Here is a 25,911-nt window from a genome sequence, read left to right as displayed (position 1 = left end):
CAATCATTTTTTGATTGATACAGGGGAAGTAAAATGATTTATGTCAAATTATTGCCTACAACGATTGCTCTGCTGGTGGGACAAGTAAATTATGCTCATGCACAAGAAAGTAGTAAGCAGAGTGTCCAGGATGATAGCGAAATAGAAGAGATTGTTGTGCTTGGACGAATGTTTGAGACAGAGTTACGTTCCCTGGAGTTACAGAGGGAATCTAACCGGATTGTTAATGTGGTATCGGCAGATAGTATAGGTAAGTTACCGGATCGTAACGCCGCAGAGGCAGTTCAAAGAGTCGCAGGCGTATCTATCGAGCGTGACCAGGGGGAAGGGCGGTTTGTCGCTGTGCGTGGCCTCCCGTCCCAATGGAGTTCTTCTAGCCTTAATGGTCATCGTTTGCCATCTGCAGAAGAGGAAACTACCAGCAGGGCTACGGCGTTTGATTTCTTTCCATCGGAGCTGATTGAACGTATTGAGGTCTCTAAGGCTGTTACCGCGGATCAGGAAGGTGACTCTATTGGCGGCAATGTTAATTTTGTGACTCGTACAGCTCCTGAAGAACGCACTTTGGATATATCCCTATCTGGTGGCTATGCGGATAAAGCCGACGGTGATATTAAATCCATGAGCATTCTTTATGGGGATAGAAGTGAAGGTGGTAAATGGGGATTTTTGGCCAATGTAACTGGTTGGAGCAGGGATTGGGCAACAGATAACTACGAGCCCCGCCGTAAAGGGGAGGGAATATATCGATTGGAACTGCGGGATTATACCGGAACCAGAGATACCCTGGGGTTAAACCTTGCTACTGAATACCGATTGGAAGAAGGAGGTAAGATTTTTGCTCGTGGTTTGTATGGGACATTAGAAGATGAGGAGACACATTACAAGCACAGGTTGCGGTTCGATAAAGATAGAATGGAACTTCAGCATATCCACAATACTTTGATAACACGTATGCAAGGTGTTGAAGTTGGTGGAGAGCACTTTTTTGGTGATGATAAGCAGCTGAATTGGAATTTAGCCAGCTATGATAATGAATTCCGCTATGGGAATACACCCAATAAAGATGATCGCTCTTATTTTGTAATGCGTTTTGATCAAACGGAAGTAGGTTATGTTGGTCTGGATGATGATGGGCTGGCTTACAACCAAATCGATGGTGGTACTGACCCAGCAGAAAATATACCCACTCACCTCCCGGATGGTTTTGTAATGGACCCAACGCAGTCCAGCCTATCTTGGGTTGAACTATATAAAGTGTATGTCAACGAAAAGGATAAAGTGGTAGCCACTTTTGACTTTTCTTCCCAGTTTTCCAGTGAGCTGGAGTTAAAGTTCGGTATGAAATATCGGGACAAGGAACGGGTCTCTGAATTCTCCGATGCATTTTACATTTGGGATGAGGAAAACTATGGGCCTGCTCCAGTTCTCTCTGACTTTACCTTGTCTGATCAGCCTGGCAGAAATGATTTCCTATCCGAGTTGGATATCAACTATGACTCCCAATTCTCTCAGGTTGCTTCAATGTCTCAATTGGAGAATTTTTGGAACCAAAACCGGGATAAATTCATTTTGATTCCCGAAGAATCAGCTCTAGTTGAAAATGGAGGGGCTCTTGGGCGAAATTTTGAGCTTACTGAGAGGCACCTATCGGCTTATGGTATGGGTAATTGTGAGCTTTCAGATAGAGCCACTCTTGTAATGGGATTACGACTTACTCAGACACAAACGAAGGTGGAAAGCCAGGTATTTGTTAACGATGAAGCTAATAACGGCTATTTGGTGCCGTTTAATGGTGATAAAGAGTATTTATCCATTCTACCATCGGCACATCTAAAATATGCGCTCACAGAGGATAGCAATATCAGGCTCGCGCTGACCAGAACCTTTGCCAGGCCGGACTTTGGTGACCTGAATCCGGGAGGGTACTATGCCGAGCACGATGATGAGTTTATAGGAGGTAATCCAGATCTTGATCCTACTTACTCTTGGAATCTGGATTTTATGTATGAGTACTATTTTAATGACTCGGGGATTTTATCTGCTGGTCTATTTTATAAAGATATTACAGATCCAATTTTTGAGGATGTGAAAGAAGGTGAATATAAAGGAGTGTCAGGAGTCGATATTTATAGTCCGGAAAATGGTGAAGATGCGTGGTTGGGGGGGGTGGAATTTAATATCGTGCGAAAATTGGATTTCCTCCCTGGATTTCTTTCAAATATTGGGGTATCGACAAATTTAACCATGATGGATTCAGAAATGCGTGTTCCGGGCCGTGATGGTGCGGTGCCGATTTCCCGTCAGGCTGATTTATTACATAATCTCACTATCTATTATGATGACGGTGCTTTCTCCATTCGCTTAGCTCAAAACCATAAGGGAGAGTATATTGAAGAGCATGGTGGCAATAAAAATGAAGACCAGTACTACGGTGCTTACACAAGCCTGGATATGAGTGCAAATTATACGATTGGGGAAAATTTAGTTATTTTTGCTGAGGCCTTAAACCTTACGAATGAACCTTTAACTTATTATATTGGTGATAAAGATAGGCCAAAGCAAGTTGAGTATTATGGGGTTCGTGGTCAACTGGGTTTTCGCTATAGTTTTTTTTAGCTAATCTTTTATCTTGCACAGGAGAAACATCTCGGTTGTCGTCGAGTTGCTTCTCCCAAAAGCAGTTAAACACCAATTGTAAGCGGGTCGCCGCGTCTGAGTAATGTTTCAATGTCAACACCCTTTGGTAGACTGCCAGTGCTATGAGCTCCTCTAGTTTCCAGTCTTGATCGAATAAATGCATCACTAATCGATTCGTTGCCTGACTGTAAAAGTAGATGAACCTGCATTGCAATCGCCATTTGATCAATAATACTGCGTGCTCTGTATTCAAATTGATCCAAATCAGCAAGCTCTTTTTTTAGTGAATCTATAGCGTTATTGAAGCGGATATCCATACCAATGCTTGTTGCCATCTCATCCAGCCAGTGATTTACGACATTGGGTGTTTTTGTGATGGCACGCAGCACATCAAGAGCCTGGATATTACCGGAACCCTCCCATATGGCATTAATTGGAGCATCGCGGTAGAGTCGTGCAGTGATAAAACTTTCAATAACACCATTTCCACCGAGGCATTCCATCGCCTCATAGGCATGATGCGGGCTGCGCTTACAAATCCAATACTTACCCACAGCTGCTCCCAGTCTTAGGAGCATTTGTTCGTGTTCTTGATCTTCATGATCCATAGCTCGGGCCATGCGCATGGTCAAGGCCACTGACCCTTCAACTTCTAATTGCAGGTCTGCCAGGACATTTTGCATTAGGGCTTGATCAATTAGCTTTTTTCCAAAGGCTTCTCTATGGGATGCATGGTATATCGCTTGCAATACGGCTTGGCGTTGGCCCCCAGAGGAACCGACCATACAATCAAAACGCGTTATCGCGACCATCTTGATAATTGCATTGACTCCCCGACCTTCTTCACCCAAGAGCCATCCTAAGGCACCTCGCATTTCCACTTCGGAAGAGGCATTGGATACATTGCCAGATTTCACTTTGAGCCTTTGGATTTCTAATGGGTTTTTACTTCCATCCGGACGCCATCGGGGAACCAAAAAACAAGAAAGCCCGCCCGGTGCCTGAGCCAGAATTAGAAAACCGTCACACATAGGAGCAGACATAAACCATTTATGCCCAAGTAGCTCATAAGTTCCGTCATCCATGGGGATTGCACAGGTTGTGTTGGCACGTACATCTGACCCACCTTGTTTCTCTGTCATACCCATACCGATAGTCAGAGAGTGTTTTTCATAGTAGGGGCGATTACTGCCATCGTAGCCCCGGCTAAGAATTTTAGGGATCCACTCCTTGGCGATTGATGGGTTTAATTTTATCGAAGGAAGAGAGGCAAAAGTCATCGTGATTGGGCACCCATGACCCGCCTCAAGTTGACAATGCAGATAGTTCTTTGCCGCTCGAGCAACATTGGCACCGCTACAAGGATGACTCCAGGGGGAGCTGTGTAGTCCTTCTGATAAGGCAAGCTGCATAAGTTGATGGTAAGAAGGATGATAGCGAACTAAGTCTATACGGTTTCCGATTCGGTCATGACTTTCAAATATGGGTTTAAACTCATTGGCAGCATAACCCCGTTCAATCATTTCTGGTCTTCCACAAACCTCGCCATAGCGTTGTAGATCATTTTCGGCCCAATGTCCGCCATTAAGGTGTACCGAATCGAGTAGAGCCTGATCGCCGGCATACAGATTGTGCCCTGAGAGAGGGGAAGTCTGATTCTTTACCGTATGAGTGGTTGCATGGGCAGAGGGGTGAAGGTGATCGCTCATGATCAGGGCCTCAATGGTTAACATAGTTATATGTTCTTTGATTCATCTACTTGTACCAAAACACCAAACAGGTACCAAGAGACATGGTGATAGCGTACCAATACAAAATCATAAAGTAGTCCCACCCTGATTACTATTTGCGCACTCATTAAATCTATTACGCACTATAAAAATATTTAATAAGTATAATTTATAGGGTTTCTTTGGATAGGTTATCCAAAATAATATTACTTTCATGAAAGAGAGTGTGTTTATTATTTTAGTGTGATTGATTAGCTAAATTTTAATTTTTGTTGCTACTTGGCTTTTTGTGCTGTTTATAGGTTTTTAACTTTTCTAGGTATGCTTTTTTTTCATGCTAATATTTAAAATAAATCCATTAATTTTGTGGGTTAGTGCAAATTTATTACTGTTTTTTAAGCTCTTTATTTTTTTTAAGTTTAGACAAAAGGATGTTTCTAGTTGGTTACTTAATAATCGTCTTTAATACCTTTGTATGAAAAAATGACATTTGTAATAATCGCTGGCACACTTAAGATTGAATTTTTGTTATCTGTATCACTTACTGTTGCAGTGTGTTGGTTGATCGAATAGATTTAGCTCTCAATATCGAGAATGTGGATAGAAAATAATAAAAAAGTAAGAAGTCATTAGATAAAATCTTAAAGAGATTGCATATTGGGGGAACCCAGATGAATTTGCATAAGGAATATGCACGCCTCAAAGTTGTTTCGCAGGATCATGTTTGTAAGGGTCCCGCTGTTACCTTCTTAACCTCATCAGTCAACTTGCAGAGTTCAATTTTTGCAGGGCATATTGAAGAGGAGTTTAAAACCAGATGCTCCATTGTTCAGCGAGTCCCATCTTTTTCACTTGATGGAGTTAAGGCTGATTATCTCTTGCTCGACTGTATTGGGCTTTTTAAAGCGGATCTTGATCAGTTATTACGTGATATTCATGCTTCTACTAACTCGCCTGGCATTATTCTCTTAAATGTTGACGACCCTAATGAGTTTGACTTTGTCTTACACTGGGAGAAGGTCCTAGGATTGATGCCGGCAAAATGTGAGCCCGGGGTTATTATGGAGCGATTAGGTAAGATATTCCTGGGGGAATATTGGTTCCCTAGAGATGTTCTGCATAACTTTTTAAGGCAGCATAGACGTCCTAAAAGATGGATGGATTCTAGCGCAAACCTTACACAAAGAGAAAGACAGATATTGGAGCTTATTTGTGAGTGTAGAACCAATGCAGATATTGCGGAGGTACTATGTGTCAGTGAGCATACCGTTAAAAGTCACCTATACAAGGTTTATAAAAAGATTGGTTGCAAAAACAGATTGGAGGCAAGTAGTTGGGCGAGTCAAAATCTGTGAAATTAAAAATTCTATTTTTTTCTATTTGGTTTATTTCTAGTACAGTTATTTCCCAGGAGTCAGAGTTTGCTCAGAGCGAAGAGTCAATCCTTACCGGTTTGGTTATTGATAACACAGTAAGCGGCATAGGGCATGAGTTCGCACGCTCTTTATCGCTGTATATTACATCCAACTTGACTGACTTTGATTATAACCTGACTGTGTATGAAAGGCCTTCTGCGCGGTGGGGTAGTGTTGTGTGGGTAAATTATGAGAATAAGCAGGTGTTCAGGACTGTTATTTACCCAGGTAGAAGACGTTTTGGGCAGATAGTTGAACAAGCTGTTGCTCAAATCAATAATAATGTACGACAGCAAAGGCTGCAGCAGTTATTTTCGCAAAACTTGGACTTGGCCGGGGAGGAATTATAGTGAGGTTCTATGTTTTCTTGGTTTTATCTTTCTTTTCTGTCTCTGCCTATTCGACAGAGCTAATTTACACTCCAGTAAATCCATCCTTCGGAGGTAATCCATTAAATGGTAATTATTTGTTAAATAATGCCAGCGCTCAAAACAGTAAAAAAGATCCTAAAGCTGGTAAATCACCATACTCTGATTCATCTTCACTTGACAGGTTTACGGATACACTAGAATCCAGATTGTTGTCTCAGTTGCTCACAGATGTTGGAGATGGAAATGATGGTACTCTCGTAACCGATGACTTTATCGTTAACATACTTGATGTAGATGGTACCCTAACTATAACTATTACAGATGCTGTCACAGGAGAGCTTTCTGAGATCGTAGTCGTTGGCCTAAATCCTGGTAACTGATTTAATTGGCCAATAGATTGTTTGTTCTTTAGGGTGGTGGTGATGGTGGTTAGAATAATAGTTATATTTTTGGTTTTTATTTTAAGTGGTTGTAGTTTCTTTCAAAATCCAGGAGAGGCGTTGTTTGGCCCAGGGCATCAAAAAGCCACTTTGACAGATCGAATGAGTACTTATGCAGATCTTTTGAATTTGCCCTTACCGAGGGGGAAGATCGTAGTAGCGGTTTATGGATTTAGTGATCAAACTGGCCAGTACAGGCCAGCACCGTCTAGCTCTTTTTCTACTGCAGTAACACAAGGCGCTGCCTCTATGCTCGTACAAGTACTCAACGAGTCAGGTTGGTTTGTTACTCTTGAGCGTGAAGGGCTACAAAACCTGCTTACTGAAAGAAAAATCATACGAGCAGCAATCAAAGAGCAAGAAACTCCCCAACCCTTTGAGCTCCCCTCACTGATGTCAGCAAATATAATGTTGGAGGGCGGTATAGTCGCTTATGATACCAATATCAAAACCGGCGGAGCCGGTGCGCGTTATTTTGGTATTGGACTTTCTGAGCAATATCGAGTAGACGAAGTGACCGTGAATTTGCGTGCGGTCGATGTTAGAACTGGAAGAGTTTTAAATAGCGTTTTAACCAGTAAGAAAATTCTATCAAGGCAGGTTCAGGGAGACGTTTATACATTTGTTGAGTATAAACGTTTATTAGAGATTGAGGCTGGAATGACGACCAATGATCCGGCTCAACTTTGTGTGCTTTCTGCGATTGAATCTGCAGTTATTCATCTTATTGCCAATGGTGTGACGAATAATATTTGGGCAATGCAGGATGTCAATGAATTCCCTGCATCTGTACTTAGTGAATATGCGGATGCAACTGTGAAAATTCTTTAGAATAATTTTTTTATTAAATATTCTGACTAATTTCTCTGTCTTGCAATGGTTGCTGGCTGCTCACATTCCTGTGTGGGCGGTTTTTCTTGTTGAATCTTTGTGTAAGTTTGTGTAATTTAGTAAATCTACTTGTCGATATCTTACATCTTCGTATTAAATCAACTTTCTAGAAAGGCTTTCATACAAAAGTCTTAAATATTTATTGTTTTCCCGCCCCAAAAAATATTCTTTTTTCTGATTTATTGTTTTCGCTTAAATTCCTATAGTGGTCCTCGATGAGCGGAATTGCTCTCGCTTTAATTAACCTTTAGGAGAATTTTGGTGGGCGTTATCAAAGTGAGCCTATGTGGTTTATTTTTACTCCTTACCTGTATTAACTCTGTCTGGGCTGGTGACTTAGATGATCATGATGAGCTGTTTTCTGGTCAGGGAAAGCTGGATCTCATGTTGCAACGGGATGAGTCTATTACTGGTCAGTTAGCTGAGGTCATTCAGACAGGGGAATACAATTTTGCAGAAGTTTCTCAGTTTGGGCAGTTCAACCAAGTTTTTTTGGTTCAGGATGGCTATTCGAATGAAGCAGCAATTCAGCAGGCTGGGGAATATAACTATGCTGCAATTTCCCAGTCTGGAGCTTATAACCAAGCTACCGCTATACAAAATGGTTTAGATAATATTGCTCTAATAAATCAAGTGGGCAATGGAAACTCAGCCAACATCATCCAAAACGGAGATGGGCTCTTTGGATTTGTCGCGCAGTTCGGTGACAACCATGCGGTGCAGGTCGTTCAGCACGATTAAAGCACTGCTTTCTTTTTGTTTGTATTTGTTTACTTAGTCTGATGGAGAAACATAAATGAAAAAGCTTTCACTTGCTGCTGCGATTGCAATGCTTGTTGGTGCTGGTCACGCAATGGCCGATGCTAATTATGGTGATCAACTGCAGGTTGGAAATGACAACGCTGCTGATATCTATCAAATGGGCGAGTCCACCAATAATGCGGCTTATCAGTGGCAGGAAGGTAATGACAACCGTGCTTACGCAAGTCAATCCACCGCCGATGCGAACTATATCGACCAGACTCAGGTAGGTAACCGTAACTACTCTGAAACCACGCAATTCGATCAAAACAGCTCCCAAGCCTATTCCTATCAGCAGGGAGAGGGTAACTGGGGAGTTGTTCATCAGTGGGGCGGTAATGGCAATGCAGCTTATGCTACTCAAATGGGTAGTGAAAATACTATGCATCTAGATCAGTACCGCTCAGATGGTGGTGAGGCTAATTACAATACCCTTGATGCGGTTCAGGAGGGTAATGACAATATGGCTGCCCTGCAGCAGGACGGAGATAATAACCTGTTTGTCAGCACTCAGTCTGGTGATGGAAACAGCGTTTGGAGCAGCACCTGGATGAGCTCTGATGAAGGCTTCGTAGGAGGCCAAGTTGGTGAAGGTAACGTCGGTTTTGTTTATCAAGGCGGTGTTGAAAACACTTCTAACTTGGTGCAGTCAGGTGACTTCAACTATCTGAATATGTCCCAGGATGGGGCCAATAACTTCAATACTATTGCTCAGAATGGCACTGGTAACTCTAGTGTTACTGGTCAGTATGGTGATGCCAACACCATGACCGTTACGCAGAATGACCTCAACAATATTGGCGATATGTACCAATACGGCAATGATAATGCTGCAATTCTGCAACAAACGGGTGATCATAACGAAGCTGAATTCTCTCAGTTTGGGGATCTCAATACAGCTAATATTGATCAGCTGGGAAGTGCCAACTTCACTTATGGCCATAGCGAAGGTATGGCCAACACAGTTGATGTTGACCAGAGCGGTGAGCTGAACTTGGCTGAGATCCATCAGGACATGGGTGAGTTTAACCTGATGGTTGTATCTCAGGATGGCTTTGAGCACGGTGCTCACCTGGGACAGTCTGGTAGCGAGAACACTACCTATGTAACTCAGGCTGGCAATTTCAATATGGCCAGTGTGCACCAGGTCGGCAACAGCAATATGGCTACAGTTTCTCAAAACTAATACGCCTATAATGACTATTATCTAAACCCTCCTCGTTTCGGGGAGGGTTTTTTATTAGCGGCGTTTAAAAGAATCCGATTGCTTGGGCTAACTTTCTAAACGCTTTTCTGTCCACTCAAATTAAGCGTGAGTTCCATAAGACCATTCCATGGGGACTGGTGAGTGTTGCCACCTTTGATCGCCGAATCCACGGCTCTGGCTTTTAAAAGAAGAGCCTCCAGTATATTTGGAGTTAGACGGTTTAAGGCATTTTGTACAAGTGGTTGGCGTTTTTGGATGCGAACTAAACGTGCTAGTTGCTGGCCCTGATTGAGTTTCTCCATTAGTTCCAGTAATGAGCGCATCTCTCTTGTTAGGGCCCAGAGCACCACAGGTGGCTCAATACCTTCCGAGCGTAAGCCTTGTAGCGTTTTGATCGCTTTCTCGGCTTCTCCTGCCAAAGCTCTGTCAATTAAATCGAAAATACTGTATCGCGCAGAGCTGGTTACACTTTGCTCTAACAGTTCGACCGTTATTGTCCCGTCACTATTTAAAAGTTTGAGCTTTTCGATTTCTTGGCTTGCTGCGAGCAGATTACCCTCTACTCTTTCGGCGAGAATACGTATAGCTTCTTTCTCAGCAGATAACCCTGCGGCATTGATCCTTTGGTTGATCCAGTGTGGCATTTCCTGGGCGCTAACAGGCCAAATTTGTACGAGAGCACCATGCTGCTCAAGTGTTTTAACCCATTTGCTATTGAGTTGTGATTTGTCCAGCTTGGGCAAAACCAGCAGTAGTATCAAATCCTGACTGGCGAGAGCGGCAAATTCCTGTAAGGCTTTACTGCCTTTATCCCCTGGTTTTCCACTGGGAGCGCGTACCTCGATAAGCTTCCTCTCTGCAAAAAGAGACATATTTCCGGCTGAGGCAAGTAATAAACCCCAGTCGAAATTATGCTCTGCATGTAGAAGTTCCCGCTCAGCGAAACCATTCTGCCTCGCTGCCGCACGTATTTGGTCGCAAGATTCCTGAACCAGGAGTGGTTCATCGCCTGAGATAATATAAACCGGCGCAAGCCCTTTCCGTAGTTGCTGGGGAAGCTGTTGGGGATTAATACGCATGACAGAACTACCTAGTAGCTCTTATCTTGCAAGGGGGCATTGACATCGATACGGCGCAAACGGTTGATCATTCGGCTAATCAACTCGCGGCGCATTTCCGCGCGTAAGAGGCGTTCCTCTTCTCCCTTGCTGACTATTTCTGAGACGTTCCACTCCAATGATCTATAGACATCGGCCTGAGCTTTATTTAGCAGTACTTCGCCACTGTGTGTACGCACGCTATAAATCGCGCTGGTAATCAACTCGTACTCAGAAGCCCGTCCTTCAGAATCCACGGCGACAGTTAATTTTCGTTCTATTTCTTTATGAATGGTGAGTAGGTAGTCCGCTTCAATAGGGGATGGAGCAACAGGGACCCCGCCATTTTCCAGAAGACGGCTAATTTCATCGGCAATATCACTACGAGGGTTCTCACTCGATATGTAAATAGTACTGCCTGGAGGAAAGTTTTTTGGCGCTCCCCGCAGGTGCCAACCGCAACTGGCGATGGCCACAAGGGTAACTAGCAGGACGATACGACGTGCAAATGTTTTCATAAACTACCTGGCTTTAGTGCCAGCAAATAAAGGGTTTGCAGATATGGGCCGGGAGCATAATGCTCCCGGCTATTGGTTGGATATAACTGCGCAGTAATTTTTACTTCGCGACAATATTTACCAGTTTGCCTGGCACAACGATGACTTTGCGTACGGTGGCATCGCCAATAAATTTCTGGACGTTTTCGTCGGCTAGGGCGAGTTTTTCCAAGCCCTCTTTGTCCGCATCAGCTGGCGCATCCAGCTTTGCACGCACTTTGCCATTGACTTGAACGACCAAAGTAATTGAGGTACGCACCAGAGCCTTTTCATCTACTACTGGCCAGGGAGCATCAATTAAGGTGTTGTTATTGCCCAGGATTTGCCACAGTTGGTGGCAAATATGCGGAGTTACCGGAGCCAGTAGTAAGACAGCTGCCTGTAGAGCCTCTCTCTCCACTGCCAGCCCCTGCTCATTACTGCGATCTGCCAGTTTACCAACCTCATTGAGAAGCTCCATCACTGCGGCAATAGCCGTGTTGAAGGTTTGACGACGTCCGTAGTCGTCGCCAACCTTCTGAATCGTCTCGTGGGTTTTACGGCGTAATTGTTGTTGCTGGTCGCTCAAAGATTGTTGGTCAATCTGAGCGCTGCTAGTGCTTACAGCAACATGTGCATGTACAGTTTTCCAGAGTTTTCGCAGGAAGCGGCTGGCTCCCTCCACGCCGGCATCGTGCCACTCCAAAGTTTGCTCGGGCGGTGCTGCAAACATTGTGAACAGGCGTACAGTATCGGCACCGTATTCTTTAACAGCAGCATGGGGATCGATGCCATTGTTTTTTGACTTGGACATCTTCACAACGCCACCGGCAATTACTTCTTCACCTGTTGCGCGCTCAACTGCCTTGATGGGTTTTCCTTTCTCATCCCGCTCGACATCAACATCGGCGGGGTTGATCCAGGTTTTATGGCCGTTTTCTTCCTTGTAGAAGGATTCAGCCAACACCATGCCCTGGCACAAAAGCTGCCTGAAGGGTTCATCGCTGTTGACCAAGCCCTCATCCCGCATCAATTTGTGGAAAAAGCGCGCGTAGAGAAGGTGCAGGATGGCGTGCTCAATACCACCTACATATTGGTCGACAGGTAGCCAGTAGTTGGCGCGATCGGGGTCGAGCATGCCCTCTTCGAAGTCTGGGCAGGTATAGCGAGCGTAGTACCAGCTGGACTCCATAAAAGTGTCAAAAGTGTCGGTCTCACGCTCGACCGGCGTACCATTGAGTTCGTCTTTGCGCCACTCGGGATCGGCTTTAATGGGGGACTGAACACCGTCCAGCTCCACATCTTCCGGCAGTAAAATAGGGAGTTTCTCGGCGGGCACCGGGATTTCTCCACCATCTGCGAGGTTGAACATGGGGATAGGGGCACCCCAGTAGCGCTGGCGGGATACACCCCAATCGCGCAGGCGATAATTGGTGGTCACACGGCCTTTGTCTGCTGCTATTAAAACTTCGGAAATCGCGGTAAAGGCACCATCAAAATCCAGACCATCAAAATTGCCGGAGTTCACCAGTTTGCCTTTTTCGGTGAAGGCTTCTTTGTTGAGATCGATTTCCTGGCCATCGGCGGGCGCTATGACTTGAGTCAAAGGCAACTGATACTTGTGTGCGAACTCCCAGTCGCGTTGATCGTGGGCGGGTACTGCCATCACCGCGCCAGAGCCATAATCCATCAGTACATAGTTAGCTACCCAGACGGAGACTTCCTCCCCGCTGATGGGGTGAATAGCCTTGAGACCGGTGTCCATGCCTCTCTTGTCCATTGTGGCCATATCGGCTTCAGACAGAGACTGCTTTTTGCACTCAGAGATAAATGTTTTTAGCTCGGGGTTAGTCTCTGCTAACTCCAGAGCGATTGGGTGTTCAGCGGCGAGGGATACATAGGTGACGCCCATCAGGGTGTCTGGGCGGGTGGTGTAAACATCGAAGTGATCCATACCAGCCACAGTGGTGGGCAGGCTAAAGCTCAGCTCCACACCTCGGCTCTTGCCGATCCAGTTGCGCTGCATGGTGCGCACCTGCTCAGGCCACTCCGGCAGCTTATCCAGGTCCTTGAGCAGCTCTTCTGCGTAGTCAGTGATCTTGATAAACCACTGGGCCAGCTCACGCCTCTCCACGGTAGTGCCGCAGCGCCAACATGCACCATCTTCAACCTGCTCGTTGGCGAGCACGGTCTGGTCATTGGGGCACCAGTTCACCGCGGAATTTTTCTTGTAGACCAGGCCCTTTTCATAGAGGCGGGTGAAGAACCACTGCTCCCAGCGATAATAGGATGGCTGGCAGGTGGCTAGCTCGCGGGACCAGTCGAAGCCAAATCCGAGAGCTTTCAATTGCCCCTTCATATAATCAATATTGGCGTAGGTCCATTTTGCTGGCGCGGTTTTATTCTGGATCGCAGCATTTTCAGCCGGTAAGCCGAAGGCATCCCAGCCCATGGGGTGCAGGACATTCTTACCCTGCATACGCTGATAGCGGGAAATAACATCGGTAATGGTGTAATTGCGCACATGGCCCATGTGCAGCTTGCCGCTGGGGTAGGGGAACATGGATAGGCAGTAGAACTTTTCCCTGCCGGTATCTTCCTTTACCTCAAAGCTTTTCTCTGCCTCCCAGAATTCCTGGGCGGAAGCTTCGACTGCGGAGGGGTTGTACTGCTCTTCCATTGATTGGGGACCTATACTCTGTGATCAAATTTTGCGGGGAAACTTTTCAGTGTTTTAGTGGAAGCAGCTCTGGATCGACAAGCAAAAGGATTGATTGCGATCAAGGACGGCCCCCAGAGCATCTTTTAGGATGCGTAAACGCGAGATTATAGGAGGGATACCGTGACGAAGGAACCGAAGTTACCGCCGAAGGACGATCTGGCCGATGAGTTTCGTGAAGACCTGGAGGATTTGATTGAGGGAGAGTTGGCAGTTGAGGACCTGACCGCAAATAAGGTCGCTTTTCTTCGCGCCTGGTTAAAAGATGATCTGCATCGAGCCGGGGATTATATGCGCGGTCTGGGAGGGGAGCTGATTACTCTGGAAGAGCGCGGGGGTGACTGGTTGCTGAACGCGGCGGACCCTACGGAAACGGCTTGGCCCAATCTTATGCGCTGTATCCGTGAGGGCAAACCCTGGGCCCTTGCGGGTGAGATAGTGGGGGCCGACGAGGAACTTCAATGTCTGGGGTGTGGTTATCTCGCTCAGCCGCCGGAGAATAGTCAAATTACACCCTGTCACCGCTGTGGCTATGGTTGCTTCAGGCAAATAGAAGGCGGCCTTGAGTATTGATTGAGCTGTATAAAATAGCGGCCAATTTGTTGATGCCACCACTGATGCCACCACTGGCGCCAATGCTGGGGCTGCTAGCGGCATTCTTGATACGCTTTTTTCCTGAAGGCTCTTTGCTGGAGAAATTGTCCCTGCCATTGGCGATCCTCTCATTTTGTCTGCTCTGGCTTAGTGCTACTCCGGCTTTTTCAAGCTGGATCGGTAAGCGCTTGGGCGTTGTAGCAGATTTACCTGATACAGAGGCTGCTCCCAGGGCTGTGGTGATCCTCGGAGGCGGTGTTTACCGGGATAATCAGCAAGGCTATGAGTACCTATCTGCGTCCAGTTTGGAGAGGGTGATCTGGGCAGCAAAGCATGTCCCAAGGGATATGCCAATCCTGGTGTCCGGCGGCCGTGTTTCACCGGATGAGCATGTCTCTGAGGCAGAGTTGATGGCGAAAATGTTGGATGAGATGTCCCGCCCGGTGAGTTGGCGCGAAGCTTGCAGTCGAACTACCGCAGAGAACGCGGTAAATAGCGCGGAGATATTGCGCAATTCAGGTGTGGGAACTATTGTGCTCGCCACTCACTGGTGGCACATGCCCAGGGCTGCGGCAGTTTTTACCCGCGCAGGCCTAAAGGTACAGCCTTTATCAGTGGGCAGTGCTTCTGAGTTAGAGTCAAGGGAAAAGGGTGGGGTCTTAAATTGGGTTCCCAGTGCTGAGGCGCTGCTGCGGACTCAGGCCTATTGGCGGGAACTATTGGCACAAGCCTGGTATCAATATCGACCACTGCCACAGGCCAAAAAGTGCTGAGGAACTTTTGTGATGTGGTGCTCTCAGATACTTATCAGGCATGAGGGAATAGGCGTCGGCGAGGGATTGCATCTGTTTTTTGAAAGCTGGTTGTACTAGGTAAATGGACGACTGGCGCCACAGATCTCACCCGCTAATTACTACTTACATTGGAGTAGCGACTGTGGATAACAACCATAACAATAAACGAGATAACCTTATGATGAAGGGCATCCCGGTTTCCTTCACTCCCATCCAATTGCACAACCGACTCAACCGGGCTGTTTGGATCGGCTTCAAGCGTGTGGACCAGGATGGCCGAATTCTATTTTTCCTATGTGGCGGTGCTGAGAGCGGGGCCCATTTGAATAAAAATTTCGAGACATTTGCGGGGCAAATTGTCCGTGAGTTCGGTTTAGATCCTGCAGAAGTGGAATTCATCGAGCTGCGGGTAAATGCAGAGGAGTCCCAGTGGTATCGCTGGCACGCGCACTGGGTTGGCTCAGCCCCTATGGGTAGTCACGGGGATTTAGTCACCAGTGAATCCAGTCGGCGTTATTTAATGCAGGCCCTGGAGAGTAGCGTGGTTGCGGCTTAAGCAGCATAGCCTAATCCAGCCAATAAAAGTGCCCAGGAATCAGACACTTACCTTATTACTAGCATTGTCTTTAGCTAGTAGGTCGGCTAGTGCTTGTTCCAGGGTAGGAAACTGGAAACTGTAGCCGCTGTTTAAGGCGGCTCGGGGCTCCACTCTTTCGCTGGCAAGGAGTAGCTCTTCTGCCATCTCCCCGAACAGGGTTTTCAGCAGCCAGGCTGGAGAGCGGAAAAAGCAGGGGCGGTGTAACTGTTTTGCCAGTAAGCGGCTGAAGCTGTTATTGGTAACTGCTTCTGGAGCACTGGCGTTAAAAGGGGTGCATAGGCGTTGGTCAATAGCGTGAAGTATCAACCCGACTTCGTCGTCTTCGTGAATCCAGCTCATCCAGTGTTCGCCAGAACCCATTGGTCCACCAAGTCCCAGGCGAAATGCCGGTAGCATTTTGGGAAGTGCTCCCCCTCGGTTGGAGAGCACAATAGCGGTGCGTATGATTCCGACGCACATCCCGGCCCTTTGTAGTGGCAGTGTGGCCGCTTCCCAGTCACGGCACAGTTGTGCGGAAAACCCTCCGCCTGCAGGGCTGTCCTCCTTGAGCAGTTCGCCGCCACGGTCTCCGTAGTATCCAATAGCAGATCCTGAGAGAAAGTAATTGGGGCGTTCTCTTTGGGCGAGTGTCCAGCGTACTAGCCGTTCGGTAGTATTCAGGCGTGAGTTGCGAATTTCGGCACGGCGTTTCTCAGTCCAGCGAGAGGAAATGGGTTCCCCTGCCAGATTGACAACAACATCTACCCGCTCTTGCACCTCTTCAGGAGCGCTGGCGGCATTGACAGACTCTCCGCAGAGTTGGTGTATCTTATCCGGATGGCGACTAAGTACTGTAAGTGTGTCGCCACGAGCGAGCCAGCGTTGGCAAAAGAGTCTACCGATCAAACCGGTGCCACCACTGATTAAGCAATGCATTGACTGCCCATCCCCGCCATAATTTCACAGGTAAATTGCATGCAGCATAGCAGTCATCTGCACATGCGGGGTGTCTCGGCGGCGCACTTTAGAGTGATCAGTGGCAGGTCATTACTATTCGGTCACTCCCCCGGTCATTGGCTTGGCAGCGCTGTTCTTTCGCTTGCGATTGAGAATTACAGCTAGCGCCAACATTGGTAGTGCCAGGGCAAATACTGAGAAAATTCCGGCAAGCATAAATGGTGTTGAGCCGCGCATCGCACGTATGTCACCGCTCATATTGGCTTGCTCAAATTGTGGCAGCTGCTCAATGATAAGCCCGCGGGGATCGACAATCGCGGTTACACCGGTATTGGTGCCGCGGACTAAATAGCGACCGGTTTCCAGTGCGCGCATTTGCGCCATTTGCATATGCTGCAACGGCCCTATGGATTCACCGAACCAGGCATCATTACTGATGGTCAGGAGTACCTGGGAGGTGAGAGCGCTATCCGCCACTAGGCGAGGGTAGACAATTTCATAGCAGATTAGTGGAGCCCAACGTGCTCCTGCAGCATTCAGTGGCCCCTGTTGGTCGGGTCCGGAGCGAATAAAGGAGGTGGGTAAATTGAAGAATTCAATAGTGCCTCGAATCAGCTCCTCCAGTGGGACATACTCACCAAAAGGTACCAGGTGACGCTTATGGTAAACACTGGGGCTGCGGCCAAAGACCGCTGCGGAGTTGTGTACTTTGCGAGAGTTATCCACAGGGCTGTGGGTGTCGTAGAGAATTCCGCTGATAAGATCAATGCCGGTTTTCTCTGCATTGCGTTGCAGAGCCTGCATTAGGTTTGGGGCCTGGCCGTAAAGCATGGGTAGCGCTGCTTCAGGCCAGATTATAACGTCGACATCACGCTCGCTCAGGGTGCGGGTACCCTCCTGATAGCGGCTAATAGTCTCGCCGCGAAACTCCGGCAGCCATTTTTTTTCCTGGGGAATATTAGCCTGTACCAGTCCAACGGTTATGATGCCTCCCTCTGCCTGAGTCCACTGAATATTGGCGAGGGCAGCACCGAGGGGCCAGGGTACGATTGCTGCACCAATTAGTACAATATGGGCCGGTCGCTTGAGGGGGGACAAGCGGCCACTGGCAGCCAGTGCGATGACCGCACCGGAGAGGGCCAGAAAAAGTCCAATTCCGTAGACACTCACCACCGGAGCCCAGCCAGATAACCAGGTCTCCAAGTGGGCATAGCCGGCGAACAGCCAGGGAAAGCCAGTGAACATCCAGCTGCGGAACCACTCACTGATAAACCAGAGTGCGGCAAAGGCGAGGGCGAAGCTAAATTTGTTGGCGGTAAAGCGACCGAGGAAATAGAACGGTGCTGCAAGCAGCGCCGCCATCAGCGCGACGAAGCTGGCGGTGAGTGCGAATCCCAGCGGCGGCGAAGAATTGCCAAAATTGGTAATTGAGACATAGACCCAAGAGCCACCAGTGGCGTAAAGGCCTAGCCCATAACAGAAGGCTAGCCAGAGGCTGGTGCGCCCACGCAGCGGCTTGCCGCGAGAGGCAAACAGGAATAGCTCGGCAAAAAGCGCCAGAGAAAGTAGGCCGCACAACCAATAGTTGAAAGGGGCCAGGGAGAGCGTCATTAGCCCGCCGGCAGCTGCACCAGCGGCAGGTAAAAGTAATCTTCGCATAGACTCGCTTAATCGGTAGCCGCCGTTGCGGCTGCATCCTACCCGAGAAAATCTTGGCTAGAGCCCCAGAGGGGGCTTAACTCAATCTTCATCGGGTGGTTTACGCATATGGGCCACGCGCAGCAGGTGAATTTGCCGGCTGTCCGCGTAGAGCACCCGGAAGAGGAAGTCTCCCAAGCGGGTGACTTCATCGCGACCGGGCAAGTGGCCGAAAGACTGCATAATCAGACCACCAACTGTGTCGAATTCTTCATCGCTGAATTCGGATTTAAAAAATTCATTGAACTCTTCGATCGGCGTGAGGGCCTTGACTATGTAGTCATTTTCTCCCACCCGGCGGATAAAGCTATCTGCCTCTTCCTCATCGGTTTCGTCTTCGATCTCACCGACAATTTCTTCGAGGATGTCCTCAATGGTCACTACGCCGGAAACGCCGCCATATTCGTCGATAACGATGGCCATGTGGTAGCGGTTTTCACGGAACTCTCGCAGGAGAATGTTGAGGCGCTTACTTTCAGGGATGATATTGGCTGGGCGAATAATATCTTCGAGTTGAAATTCGCCGACGCCCTTGAGGAGCAGGGGGAGCAGGTCTTTGGCTAGCAGTATTCCGCGGATATCGTCGATACTCTCGCCGACGACAGGAAAGCGTGAATGGCCTGACTCGATAATCTTGGGGAGAAACGTTTCCGGCTTGTCCTGTAGCCCTACAACCACCATCTGCGAGCGAGGGATCATTATCTCCCGAACCTGCTGGTTGGATACGTCCAGGGCGCCCTCGATGATGGACAGGGCCTCGGCGTCAACCAGCTGATTTTCAGCGGCGTCTTTGATGATGTCCAATAGTTCATCGCGGGACTTGGGTTCGGCAGAAAATGCACCAAACAATCTTTCCAGCCAGTTCTTTTCACTCGACCTGGCTTTGCTGGAAGAGTGACTACTTGGGGGCTCGTCAGTGGTCATGGAAGTGGCCATGCTCCGAATATCTCTCGTCTATTTCAATCAGTAATCGTTAGTGGGTAGATTCATTTCAACCCTCGTTATCCCGCCTCATCGAGAGGGGTGTAGGGGTCCGCAAAGCCGAGATGGGTCATTAGGCCAGTCTCTAGCCTTTCCATGATTTCCGCATCGCTGTCTTTGATATGGTCATAACCCAGAAGGTGCAGTGTGCCATGGACTAGCATATGTGCCCAGTGCGCCTCAGTCGTTTTGTTCTGTTGCTCCGCTTCCTTCTCCACAACGGGAGCACAAATTACCAAGTCTCCTAATAGTGGGAGGTTCAGCTCTGCGGGAAAGTCTGCTTGGAAGGACAGGACATTGGTCGGCTTATCTTTGCCGCGATATTGCGCGTTGAGCGCTTGGCTCTCCTCTTCGTCGACGATTCGAACTGCCAGTTCGGCCTCATCTTTTCGGCCGGACAGAGCGTTAATGACCCAGGTGCGGATCTTTTCATCGGAGGGTAGGTTTGTGCAGCGGCTAGCCCGCTGCACATCAAGGGTTAAATCAATCATAACTCTGTGGAGGAACCTCAGGCGGCATTCTCGTCGGCTTTGTTGCTGACACTGGCATCCCGCTCAGCCTCGTGGATATCGTAGGCTTCGACAATACGTTGTACGAGAGGGTGGCGGACAACATCCTTGGCGCCGAAATGGGTAAAGCTGATGCCGTTGACCTTGCCCAGGACTTCCACCGCGTGACGCAGCCCCGAGGCCTGTCCTCGTGGCAGGTCCACCTGGCTAGGGTCTCCGGTAATCACTGCAGTGGAGCCGAAACCGATCCGGGTCAGGAACATTTTCATCTGCTCGCGGGTGGTGTTTTGGCTTTCATCGAGAATGACAAAGGCGTTGTTGAGGGTGCGCCCACGCATATAGGCCAGGGGGGCTACCTCGATCACATTGCGCTCAATGAGTTTGCCCACTGTCTCAAAACCGAGCATTTCATAGAGTGCGTCGTACAGGGGCCTAAGGTAGGGGTCTACCTTCTGACTCAGGTCACCGGGGAGGAAGCCGAGCTTTTCGCCTGCTTCTACCGCCGGGCGGACTAGTAAGATGCGCTCCACTTGGTCTTTGAGCAGGGCCTCGACCGCACAGGCTACTGCGAGGTAGGTCTTGCCGGTACCCGCTGGGCCAATACCGAAATTGATATCGTTACTCTGAACCGCATGCACATACTTGCGCTGATTCAAACCTCGGGGACGCACAGAGCATTTCTTAGTACGAATCAATACCACCTGGTCTGCTTCAGTGGATTCGCCCTTCTCTCCCTTGTGGAGAAGCTCCTCTACACCGGCTTGTTGCAGGGCTAAGTGAATCTCATCGGGGGTTAGTTGATCCCGAGAGTCAGTCTCCTTGTACAGGAAGCTAAGTAATTCACAGGCAGCCTTGGCTTTTTTAGGTTCACCATAGACGGCGAACTGATTGCCGCGATTGCGGATCTCAATATCCAGTCGCTGTTCTATTTGGCGCAGATGTTGGTCGAACTGACCGCAGAGGTTGGCGAGACGGCGAGCATCGTTGGGCTCGAGGGTAATACTTTGAGCGAGGGTTTGCGTTTCCAAACTGGTTTCCGGCACCTTAATCTAGAGGGTTCATAGCTAGGGTATACCCATTTTCCCCAGATAGGAAAGCTTTGGGTGCTACCAATAGGTTCTAACTTTACCCGATTTTAATTACAGCTTGTAATTTCAGAGGTGTTATTAGGAAATTTGGGTGGCAAGGGGTGGTTTTAAAGCACGCCTTGCCAGGAGGGTAGGGGGGCCACAAGGCCTCAGATCAGAATAAGTCCTCTTCCAGTTCCGAGGTGAGTAAAGTACCGCGTAGGGAGTTAGGCAGGGCTTCCTCAATCAGCACATCGGCAAATTTACCGATCAGGGCCAGGTCATCGGCGCGGAAATTAACCACCCGGTTATTCTCAGTGCGTCCTTGCAGCTGGCCTGGATCCTTCTTGGAAACTCCGGTCACCAAAACCCGCTCAGTATTACCTACCATGTGCCGGGCAATTGCCTGGGCCTGCTGGTTGATACGGTTTTGCAAAAGCTGCAGGCGCTCTTTTTTGACGTCTTCCGGGGTGTCGTCGGGGAGATCCGCTGCCGGAGTACCTGGGCGCGGGGAATAAATAAAGCTGAAAGATATATCAAAGCCCACTTCCTGAATCAGGTTCATGGTAGCTTCGAAATCTCTGTCGGTTTCACCGGGGAAGCCCACGATAAAGTCCGAAGAAAGGCAGATGTCCGGGCGTATTTTCTTCAGGCGGCGAATCTTGGACTTGTATTCCAGCGCGGTGTGTCCACGTTTCATGGCCATTAAAATACGGTCGGAGCCACTTTGCACTGGCAGATGCAGGTGGCTGACCAGTTCAGGCACCTGTGCATAGACGTCGATCAAAGCGTCGGAGAACTCTACCGGATGCGATGTGGTGTAGCGGATGCGGTCGATGCCATCAATTGCCGCTACATAGGTGATCAGCTCGGCGAAGTCCACTTCCTGTCCGTCTACCCCGGCGGCGCGGTAAGCATTGACGTTCTGGCCAAGTAGGTTCACTTCCCTTACACCCTGCTCTGCTAAGTGTGCAACTTCTTCCAGTACATCGGCGACTGGGCGGCTTACTTCCTCGCCGCGAGTGTAGGGCACTACACAGAATGTGCAGTACTTGGAGCAACCTTCCATAATGGAGACAAAAGCCGTGGCTCCGTCGGCTTCAGGTTGTGGCAATCGGTCGAACTTCTCGATCTCCGGGAAGCTGATATCTACAACGACCACGCCATTCTTCTGCTCTTTGGTTTCCATCATTTCTGGAAGGCGGTGCAGAGTTTGCGGGCCGAAGATCAGATCTACATAGGGCGCGCGCTTGGCGATAGCCTCGCCCTCCTGGCTGGCTACACAGCCTCCGACGCCGATAACCAGCTCGGGATTTTCTTCCTTGAGGCGTCTCCAGCGACCCAGCTGGTGGAACAGTTTTTCCTGAGCTTTCTCGCGAATGGAACAGGTATTGACCAGGAGAACGTCCGCCTCTTCGGGATCGTCGGTGGGTACCATAGCGTGAGACTCGCCGAGTAGATCGCGCATCCTGGCGGAATCGTACTCATTCATTTGGCAGCCGTGGGTTTTGATGTATAGCTTTTTCGCCGGTGTATCGGACATATCGTGCCTGATTAAAAACTGGTCAATTAAACGGGTGGGGCATTATAGCGACAGGACCCGGCACTGCATAGATGGCTATATTAGCGGTTGAGAACCTGTGCTATTCTTGCGCGCTTTTTCGGGCTTTGCCCGCTTTCTGAACAACTTCGAGCTTCGGGGTATTCCCCATCCTGAGAGACTTATGGCCAACCCGATATATAAAGTGATTTTCCACAACCAGAGCCAGGTGTATGAACTCTATGCCCGGGCGATTTATCAGAGCGATATGTACGGCTTTATTGAAGTCGAGGAGTTTGTTTTCGGGGAGAAGGCCCAGCTGGTAGTGGACCCCAGTGAAGAAAAGCTAAAAACCGAGTTTGCCTCGGTAACCCGTTCCTATATCCCGATGCACAGTATTGTGCGTATCGATGAGGTGGAAAAAGAGGGGACAGGCAAAATTGTCGAAGTTAAAGGCGATAAAGTTGCAAAGTTTCCCTTTGCGCCGCCCATTCGTCATCCCCAAGACACCGAATAACCCTCTCCTCTTTACCGAATCAGCTGGCCTTGGGCCAGGCTGATTCGGGCGCCTAAAGCCCTCGCAGTCTAGCGGGTTTCACTGCAATATAAGCTTCAATAAAGGTCCTCTGGACTGTCATCAAATCGCTGCAAAGTGACTGCGCAGGCGATCATTGGCCTTAATGGTATTTGATCGATATCCAATAAGCGTTCGCCTGTTCGCGGCTTGCAAACTATTGACCGATAAATTCCACTGCATGGCATAGGTTGGCGCTCGGCAGGCAGGTTATCAGTCTTTACGCGAGTTGATTACTGGTCAAAGGTTGGAGCCTTGCTATGGGCAATCGCTACCATGCGCTGTGGATATCTGATGTCCATTTGGGCAGTAGAGACAGTGAGCCTCATCGGTTGGCGGATTTTTTGGCACAGAATCGTGCCGATAAGGTGTACCTGGTAGGGGATATTTTCGATATGTATGCCCTCTCTAAAGGGAAGGGCACCTGGTGTCAGGCATCCTCCATGTTATTGGGGATGCTTTCGGAGTTAAGCAGTCTTACTCCGGAGGTTATTTATATTCCCGGAAATCACGACGCCCCCATGCGCAGCTGGGCGGGTAAACGTTTGGGCAATATTCGTATCGAGCGCGATTGGATTCACACAGCTGCCAGCGGTAAACGCTACTGGGTAACCCACGGCGATCAATTTGAACATAATATCAAAATTAATCCGTTCAGTTACCACATTGGGGATCGCAGTTACTATCTTATGCTGCGATTTAACCGCTGGATTAATTATTGGCGCAGCCGTTTCAACAAGCCCTGGTGGTCTCTGGCCAGCCAAGTAAAGAACCGTGTGAGTGCAGCCAGGCAAATGATGACCGATTTCGAAAATGTTGCTGTGGGTGAGGCTCAGGCCAAGGGGATGGATGGGATTATCTGTGGGCATATTCATCGCCCGGCGCTGCGCAATAAGAACAGAGGTGGGCGTACGGTTACTTACGCAAACTGCGGTGATTGGGTTGACTCGATGAGTGCCGTGGTAGAACAACAAGATGGCAGCCTGGAACTGCTTCATTGGTACCGGGCCCCAAAAATAGCCAGCATAATGACAGAGGTGGTGGCCGCATGATTCAGCTTGAAACACTGTTACAAAAAAATGCCTGGTACAGCGCAGCGCCGCAAAAGCCCACACGAAAATTGGTCTCCGCTACCCTTAAAAAAATTTGTTGTGAGGAACAGATTGTAGAATTTGGGCGGCGTTACCCTCACTTGGGAGGGTTGGATTTTATTCGCCAATTATTTAGTGACCTCAACTTCCGCTATGAGTTAAATCCTTCGGAATTGGAGCGGGTGCCAGTGACTGGGCCCTTGATTATTGTGGCTAATCATCCCCTGGGCAGCCTGGATGGCCTGGCATTAATCGATATGGTTGCCAGAGTGCGCAAGGATGTGCGTGCAATTGCCAGTCATCTTTTATGGAATATTCACCCATTGCGTCCATATTTTTTGCCGGTAGATAACTTTAACGGACGTACCCGCCGTGCCGATGTGCAAGGGATTTATGATTATCTCGGCCTGGGTGGGGCGGTAATTATTTTTCCCGCCGGTGAGGTTTCACGCCTAAGCCCCCAGGGGGTGCGCGATGGGCGCTGGAACCCTGGGTTTGTCCGCTTTGCTGAGAAGGCCAATGCACCGATCTTACCTGTGCAAGTGCTCGGCAGAAATTCCTGGTGGTTCTACGGCCTGTCGATGCTGAATAAACCACTTTCAACCCTTTGGCTTATTCGAGAAATGTTTAAGCAGGCCAGCCGTGGTATTGATATCCGTATTGGCCGCCCCTTGGAAGCGGAGCACTTCCGCAGTTGGCCGCTAACTCCCCGTGCCCAGGCGGCTCTCTGGCGTAAACATGTTTATAAATTGTATCGTTCTCCCGCGCCTCTGGGGCCGGAACTTATTGCCGCTGCTGAGTCTAGGGGGGAGGTGAAAAAAATAATCGAGAACTGTGAAGCTCTGACCTCCCAAGGGAATTTCTCCGTGCGACTCTATCGACAGCGGCCGGATTGCCCAGTTATGCGTGAGCTGGCGCGTACGCGTGAAGTGGCTTTCAGGGCAGTGGGTGAGGGAACAGGGCAGAGTCGGGATTGGGATGCATTTGATGCGCACTATGACCACTTGCTACTGTGGGACCATCATTGCCAGCAGATAGTGGGCGCCTACCGTATAGCGGGCACCGAGAGCTTGGCAGAGAATGAAATCTACAGCAGCACCCTGTTCAATTATCCCTCCCCACCGCGATATTGCCTGCCCGGTTCGGCAGAGCTTGGTCGCAGTTTCTTACTGCCTGAATACTGGAGGGGCAAAGGGCTGGATTTGTTATGGAGTGCTATCGGCCAGTGGGTCTTGCGTAATAAAGTACGCTATTTATTTGGCCCTGTTTCTATGCCGGGAACATTTTCGGTGCGGGCAAAGTCGGCAATTGTAAGATATTTTTCCCATTATTTTGCTCCACAAAACCCACTGGGCGATGCGCGTCTGCCTTTCCTGCAAGCCGGTGCACCTCTGCCAGATCTCTCTGGGGATTCAATTGCGGATATGCGCCAGTTAAAACTGGTGTTACGTGAAGAGGGGGTGGTTTTACCGCCACTTTTCAAAAAGTATGCTGCATTAACCAAGCCGGGTGGCACTAGTTTTCACGCCTTCAATGTTGATCCAGACTTTTGTGATTCCGTTGATGGGCTCGTGGTGGTCGATTTAGATTTAGCCGATGAGAAGTTCGCACGACGCTATCTCTCAAGCGAAAACGCTGCTTGAATCAAAAGGGCAGTTTTTAATGCCGCCCTTTTGATTCTC

The 25,911-nt window shown here is 48.7% G+C and carries 23 protein-coding genes; 13 read left to right on the top strand and 10 right to left on the bottom strand.

Annotated elements, in window-relative coordinates; genetic code table 11:
- The first annotated feature begins 33 nt into the window (after positions 1–33).
- Complete coding sequence (locus ACJJIJ_RS13460) at positions 34–2,619, top strand: TonB-dependent receptor (RefSeq protein WP_444937612.1); 2,586 nt, start codon at positions 34–36, stop codon at positions 2,617–2,619.
- Between the two features lie 65 nt (positions 2,620–2,684).
- Here ACJJIJ_RS13460 and ACJJIJ_RS13455 read toward each other — a convergent pair whose 3' ends face one another.
- On the bottom strand, positions 2,685–4,373 hold the full coding sequence (locus tag ACJJIJ_RS13455) for an acyl-CoA dehydrogenase family protein (protein ID WP_444937611.1): 1,689 nt from the start codon (positions 4,371–4,373) through the stop codon (positions 2,685–2,687).
- Positions 4,374–5,041: 668 nt separating this feature from the next.
- Between ACJJIJ_RS13455 and ACJJIJ_RS13450 the strand changes: the two genes are divergently transcribed.
- The 6 genes from ACJJIJ_RS13450 to ACJJIJ_RS13425 all read left to right on the top strand — a co-directional run bounded on the left by ACJJIJ_RS13450 (position 5,042) and on the right by ACJJIJ_RS13425 (position 9,474).
- Positions 5,042–5,725 carry a LuxR C-terminal-related transcriptional regulator gene (locus ACJJIJ_RS13450; RefSeq protein ID WP_444937610.1) on the top strand — a complete coding sequence of 228 codons (684 nt, stop codon included), beginning with the start codon at positions 5,042–5,044 and terminating at the stop codon, positions 5,723–5,725.
- Entirely contained in the window at positions 5,704–6,135 is a 432-nt protein-coding gene (locus tag ACJJIJ_RS13445) for a CsgE family curli-type amyloid fiber assembly protein (RefSeq protein ID WP_444889576.1), read from the top strand. Before ACJJIJ_RS13450 ends, ACJJIJ_RS13445 begins: the two co-directional genes overlap by 22 nt.
- Positions 6,135–6,536 carry a curli assembly protein CsgF gene (locus tag ACJJIJ_RS13440; protein ID WP_444937609.1) on the top strand — a complete coding sequence of 134 codons (402 nt, stop codon included), beginning with the start codon at positions 6,135–6,137 and terminating at the stop codon, positions 6,534–6,536. The genes ACJJIJ_RS13445 and ACJJIJ_RS13440 overlap by 1 nt, the downstream gene beginning before the upstream one ends.
- Before the next feature lie 42 nt (positions 6,537–6,578).
- Positions 6,579–7,427, top strand: coding sequence for a CsgG/HfaB family protein (locus ACJJIJ_RS13435; RefSeq protein ID WP_444937608.1), 849 nt, complete (start codon positions 6,579–6,581; stop codon positions 7,425–7,427).
- Between the two features lie 321 nt (positions 7,428–7,748).
- Positions 7,749–8,228, top strand: coding sequence for a hypothetical protein (locus ACJJIJ_RS13430; RefSeq protein ID WP_444937607.1), 480 nt, complete (start codon positions 7,749–7,751; stop codon positions 8,226–8,228).
- A gap of 55 nt (positions 8,229–8,283) precedes the next feature.
- Positions 8,284–9,474, top strand: coding sequence for a hypothetical protein (locus ACJJIJ_RS13425; RefSeq protein WP_444887022.1), 1,191 nt, complete (start codon positions 8,284–8,286; stop codon positions 9,472–9,474).
- Positions 9,475–9,569: 95 nt separating this feature from the next.
- On the opposite strand, the gene holA is transcribed toward ACJJIJ_RS13425, so the two are convergent.
- From holA to leuS, 3 genes are all read right to left on the bottom strand, one after another.
- Positions 9,570–10,574 carry a DNA polymerase III subunit delta gene (gene holA / locus ACJJIJ_RS13420; protein ID WP_444937606.1) on the bottom strand — a complete coding sequence of 335 codons (1,005 nt, stop codon included), beginning with the start codon at positions 10,572–10,574 and terminating at the stop codon, positions 9,570–9,572.
- A gap of 11 nt (positions 10,575–10,585) precedes the next feature.
- Positions 10,586–11,110: an LPS-assembly lipoprotein LptE gene (locus ACJJIJ_RS13415; protein ID WP_252083076.1), complete on the bottom strand. Its 525-nt coding sequence runs from the start codon at positions 11,108–11,110 to the stop codon at positions 10,586–10,588.
- Between the two features lie 100 nt (positions 11,111–11,210).
- The gene (gene leuS / locus ACJJIJ_RS13410) at positions 11,211–13,808 is read right to left on the bottom strand and encodes a leucine--tRNA ligase (protein WP_444937605.1); all 2,598 of its coding nucleotides are present in this window, start codon (positions 13,806–13,808) and stop codon (positions 11,211–11,213) included.
- A gap of 162 nt (positions 13,809–13,970) precedes the next feature.
- On the opposite strand from leuS, the gene ACJJIJ_RS13405 reads away from it, so the two are divergent.
- From ACJJIJ_RS13405 to ACJJIJ_RS13395, 3 genes are all read left to right on the top strand, one after another.
- Positions 13,971–14,420, top strand: coding sequence for a zinc ribbon-containing protein (locus ACJJIJ_RS13405; RefSeq protein ID WP_252083074.1), 450 nt, complete (start codon positions 13,971–13,973; stop codon positions 14,418–14,420).
- A complete protein-coding gene (locus tag ACJJIJ_RS13400; protein WP_444937604.1) occupies positions 14,417–15,214 on the top strand; it encodes a YdcF family protein in 798 nt (265 codons plus the stop codon). Before ACJJIJ_RS13405 ends, ACJJIJ_RS13400 begins: the two co-directional genes overlap by 4 nt.
- 163 nt (positions 15,215–15,377) lie before the next feature.
- Positions 15,378–15,791, top strand: a complete 414-nt coding sequence (locus ACJJIJ_RS13395; RefSeq protein ID WP_252083072.1) for a hypothetical protein — start codon at positions 15,378–15,380, stop codon at positions 15,789–15,791.
- A gap of 39 nt (positions 15,792–15,830) precedes the next feature.
- On the opposite strand, the gene ACJJIJ_RS13390 is transcribed toward ACJJIJ_RS13395, so the two are convergent.
- The 6 genes from ACJJIJ_RS13390 to miaB form a co-directional block, all read right to left on the bottom strand.
- Positions 15,831–16,748, bottom strand: a complete 918-nt coding sequence (locus ACJJIJ_RS13390; protein WP_252083071.1) for a TIGR01777 family oxidoreductase — start codon at positions 16,746–16,748, stop codon at positions 15,831–15,833.
- A gap of 114 nt (positions 16,749–16,862) precedes the next feature.
- Positions 16,863–18,428, bottom strand: coding sequence for an apolipoprotein N-acyltransferase (lnt, locus tag ACJJIJ_RS13385; RefSeq protein WP_444937603.1), 1,566 nt, complete (start codon positions 18,426–18,428; stop codon positions 16,863–16,865).
- Between the two features lie 81 nt (positions 18,429–18,509).
- Entirely contained in the window at positions 18,510–19,403 is an 894-nt protein-coding gene (locus ACJJIJ_RS13380) for a CorC family transporter (protein ID WP_435583622.1), read from the bottom strand.
- Positions 19,404–19,468: 65 nt separating this feature from the next.
- The gene (gene ybeY / locus ACJJIJ_RS13375; RefSeq protein WP_444937602.1) at positions 19,469–19,939 is read right to left on the bottom strand and encodes an rRNA maturation RNase YbeY; all 471 of its coding nucleotides are present in this window, start codon (positions 19,937–19,939) and stop codon (positions 19,469–19,471) included.
- 17 nt (positions 19,940–19,956) lie between these two features.
- Entirely contained in the window at positions 19,957–20,985 is a 1,029-nt protein-coding gene (locus ACJJIJ_RS13370; RefSeq protein WP_444937601.1) for a PhoH family protein, read from the bottom strand.
- A 214-nt stretch (positions 20,986–21,199) separates the two neighbouring features.
- The gene (gene miaB / locus ACJJIJ_RS13365; protein ID WP_444937600.1) at positions 21,200–22,567 is read right to left on the bottom strand and encodes a tRNA (N6-isopentenyl adenosine(37)-C2)-methylthiotransferase MiaB; all 1,368 of its coding nucleotides are present in this window, start codon (positions 22,565–22,567) and stop codon (positions 21,200–21,202) included.
- Between the two features lie 181 nt (positions 22,568–22,748).
- On the opposite strand from miaB, the gene ACJJIJ_RS13360 reads away from it, so the two are divergent.
- The 3 genes from ACJJIJ_RS13360 to olsF all read left to right on the top strand — a co-directional run bounded on the left by ACJJIJ_RS13360 (position 22,749) and on the right by olsF (position 25,872).
- Positions 22,749–23,081 (top strand): DUF1820 family protein, encoded by a 333-nt coding sequence (locus ACJJIJ_RS13360; RefSeq protein ID WP_211214910.1) that lies wholly within the window; start codon positions 22,749–22,751, stop codon positions 23,079–23,081.
- A gap of 317 nt (positions 23,082–23,398) precedes the next feature.
- Complete coding sequence (locus ACJJIJ_RS13355) at positions 23,399–24,190, top strand: UDP-2,3-diacylglucosamine diphosphatase (protein ID WP_444900017.1); 792 nt, start codon at positions 23,399–23,401, stop codon at positions 24,188–24,190.
- On the top strand, positions 24,187–25,872 hold the full coding sequence (olsF, locus tag ACJJIJ_RS13350) for a bifunctional ornithine lipid synthase OlsF (RefSeq protein WP_444937599.1): 1,686 nt from the start codon (positions 24,187–24,189) through the stop codon (positions 25,870–25,872). Before ACJJIJ_RS13355 ends, olsF begins: the two co-directional genes overlap by 4 nt.
- Positions 25,873–25,911: the final 39 nt, after the last annotated feature.

This window comes from Microbulbifer mixtoriginis (SeqCode) (assembly GCF_052467945.1).
This window is presented reverse-complemented; position numbering and strand designations above follow the sequence as displayed.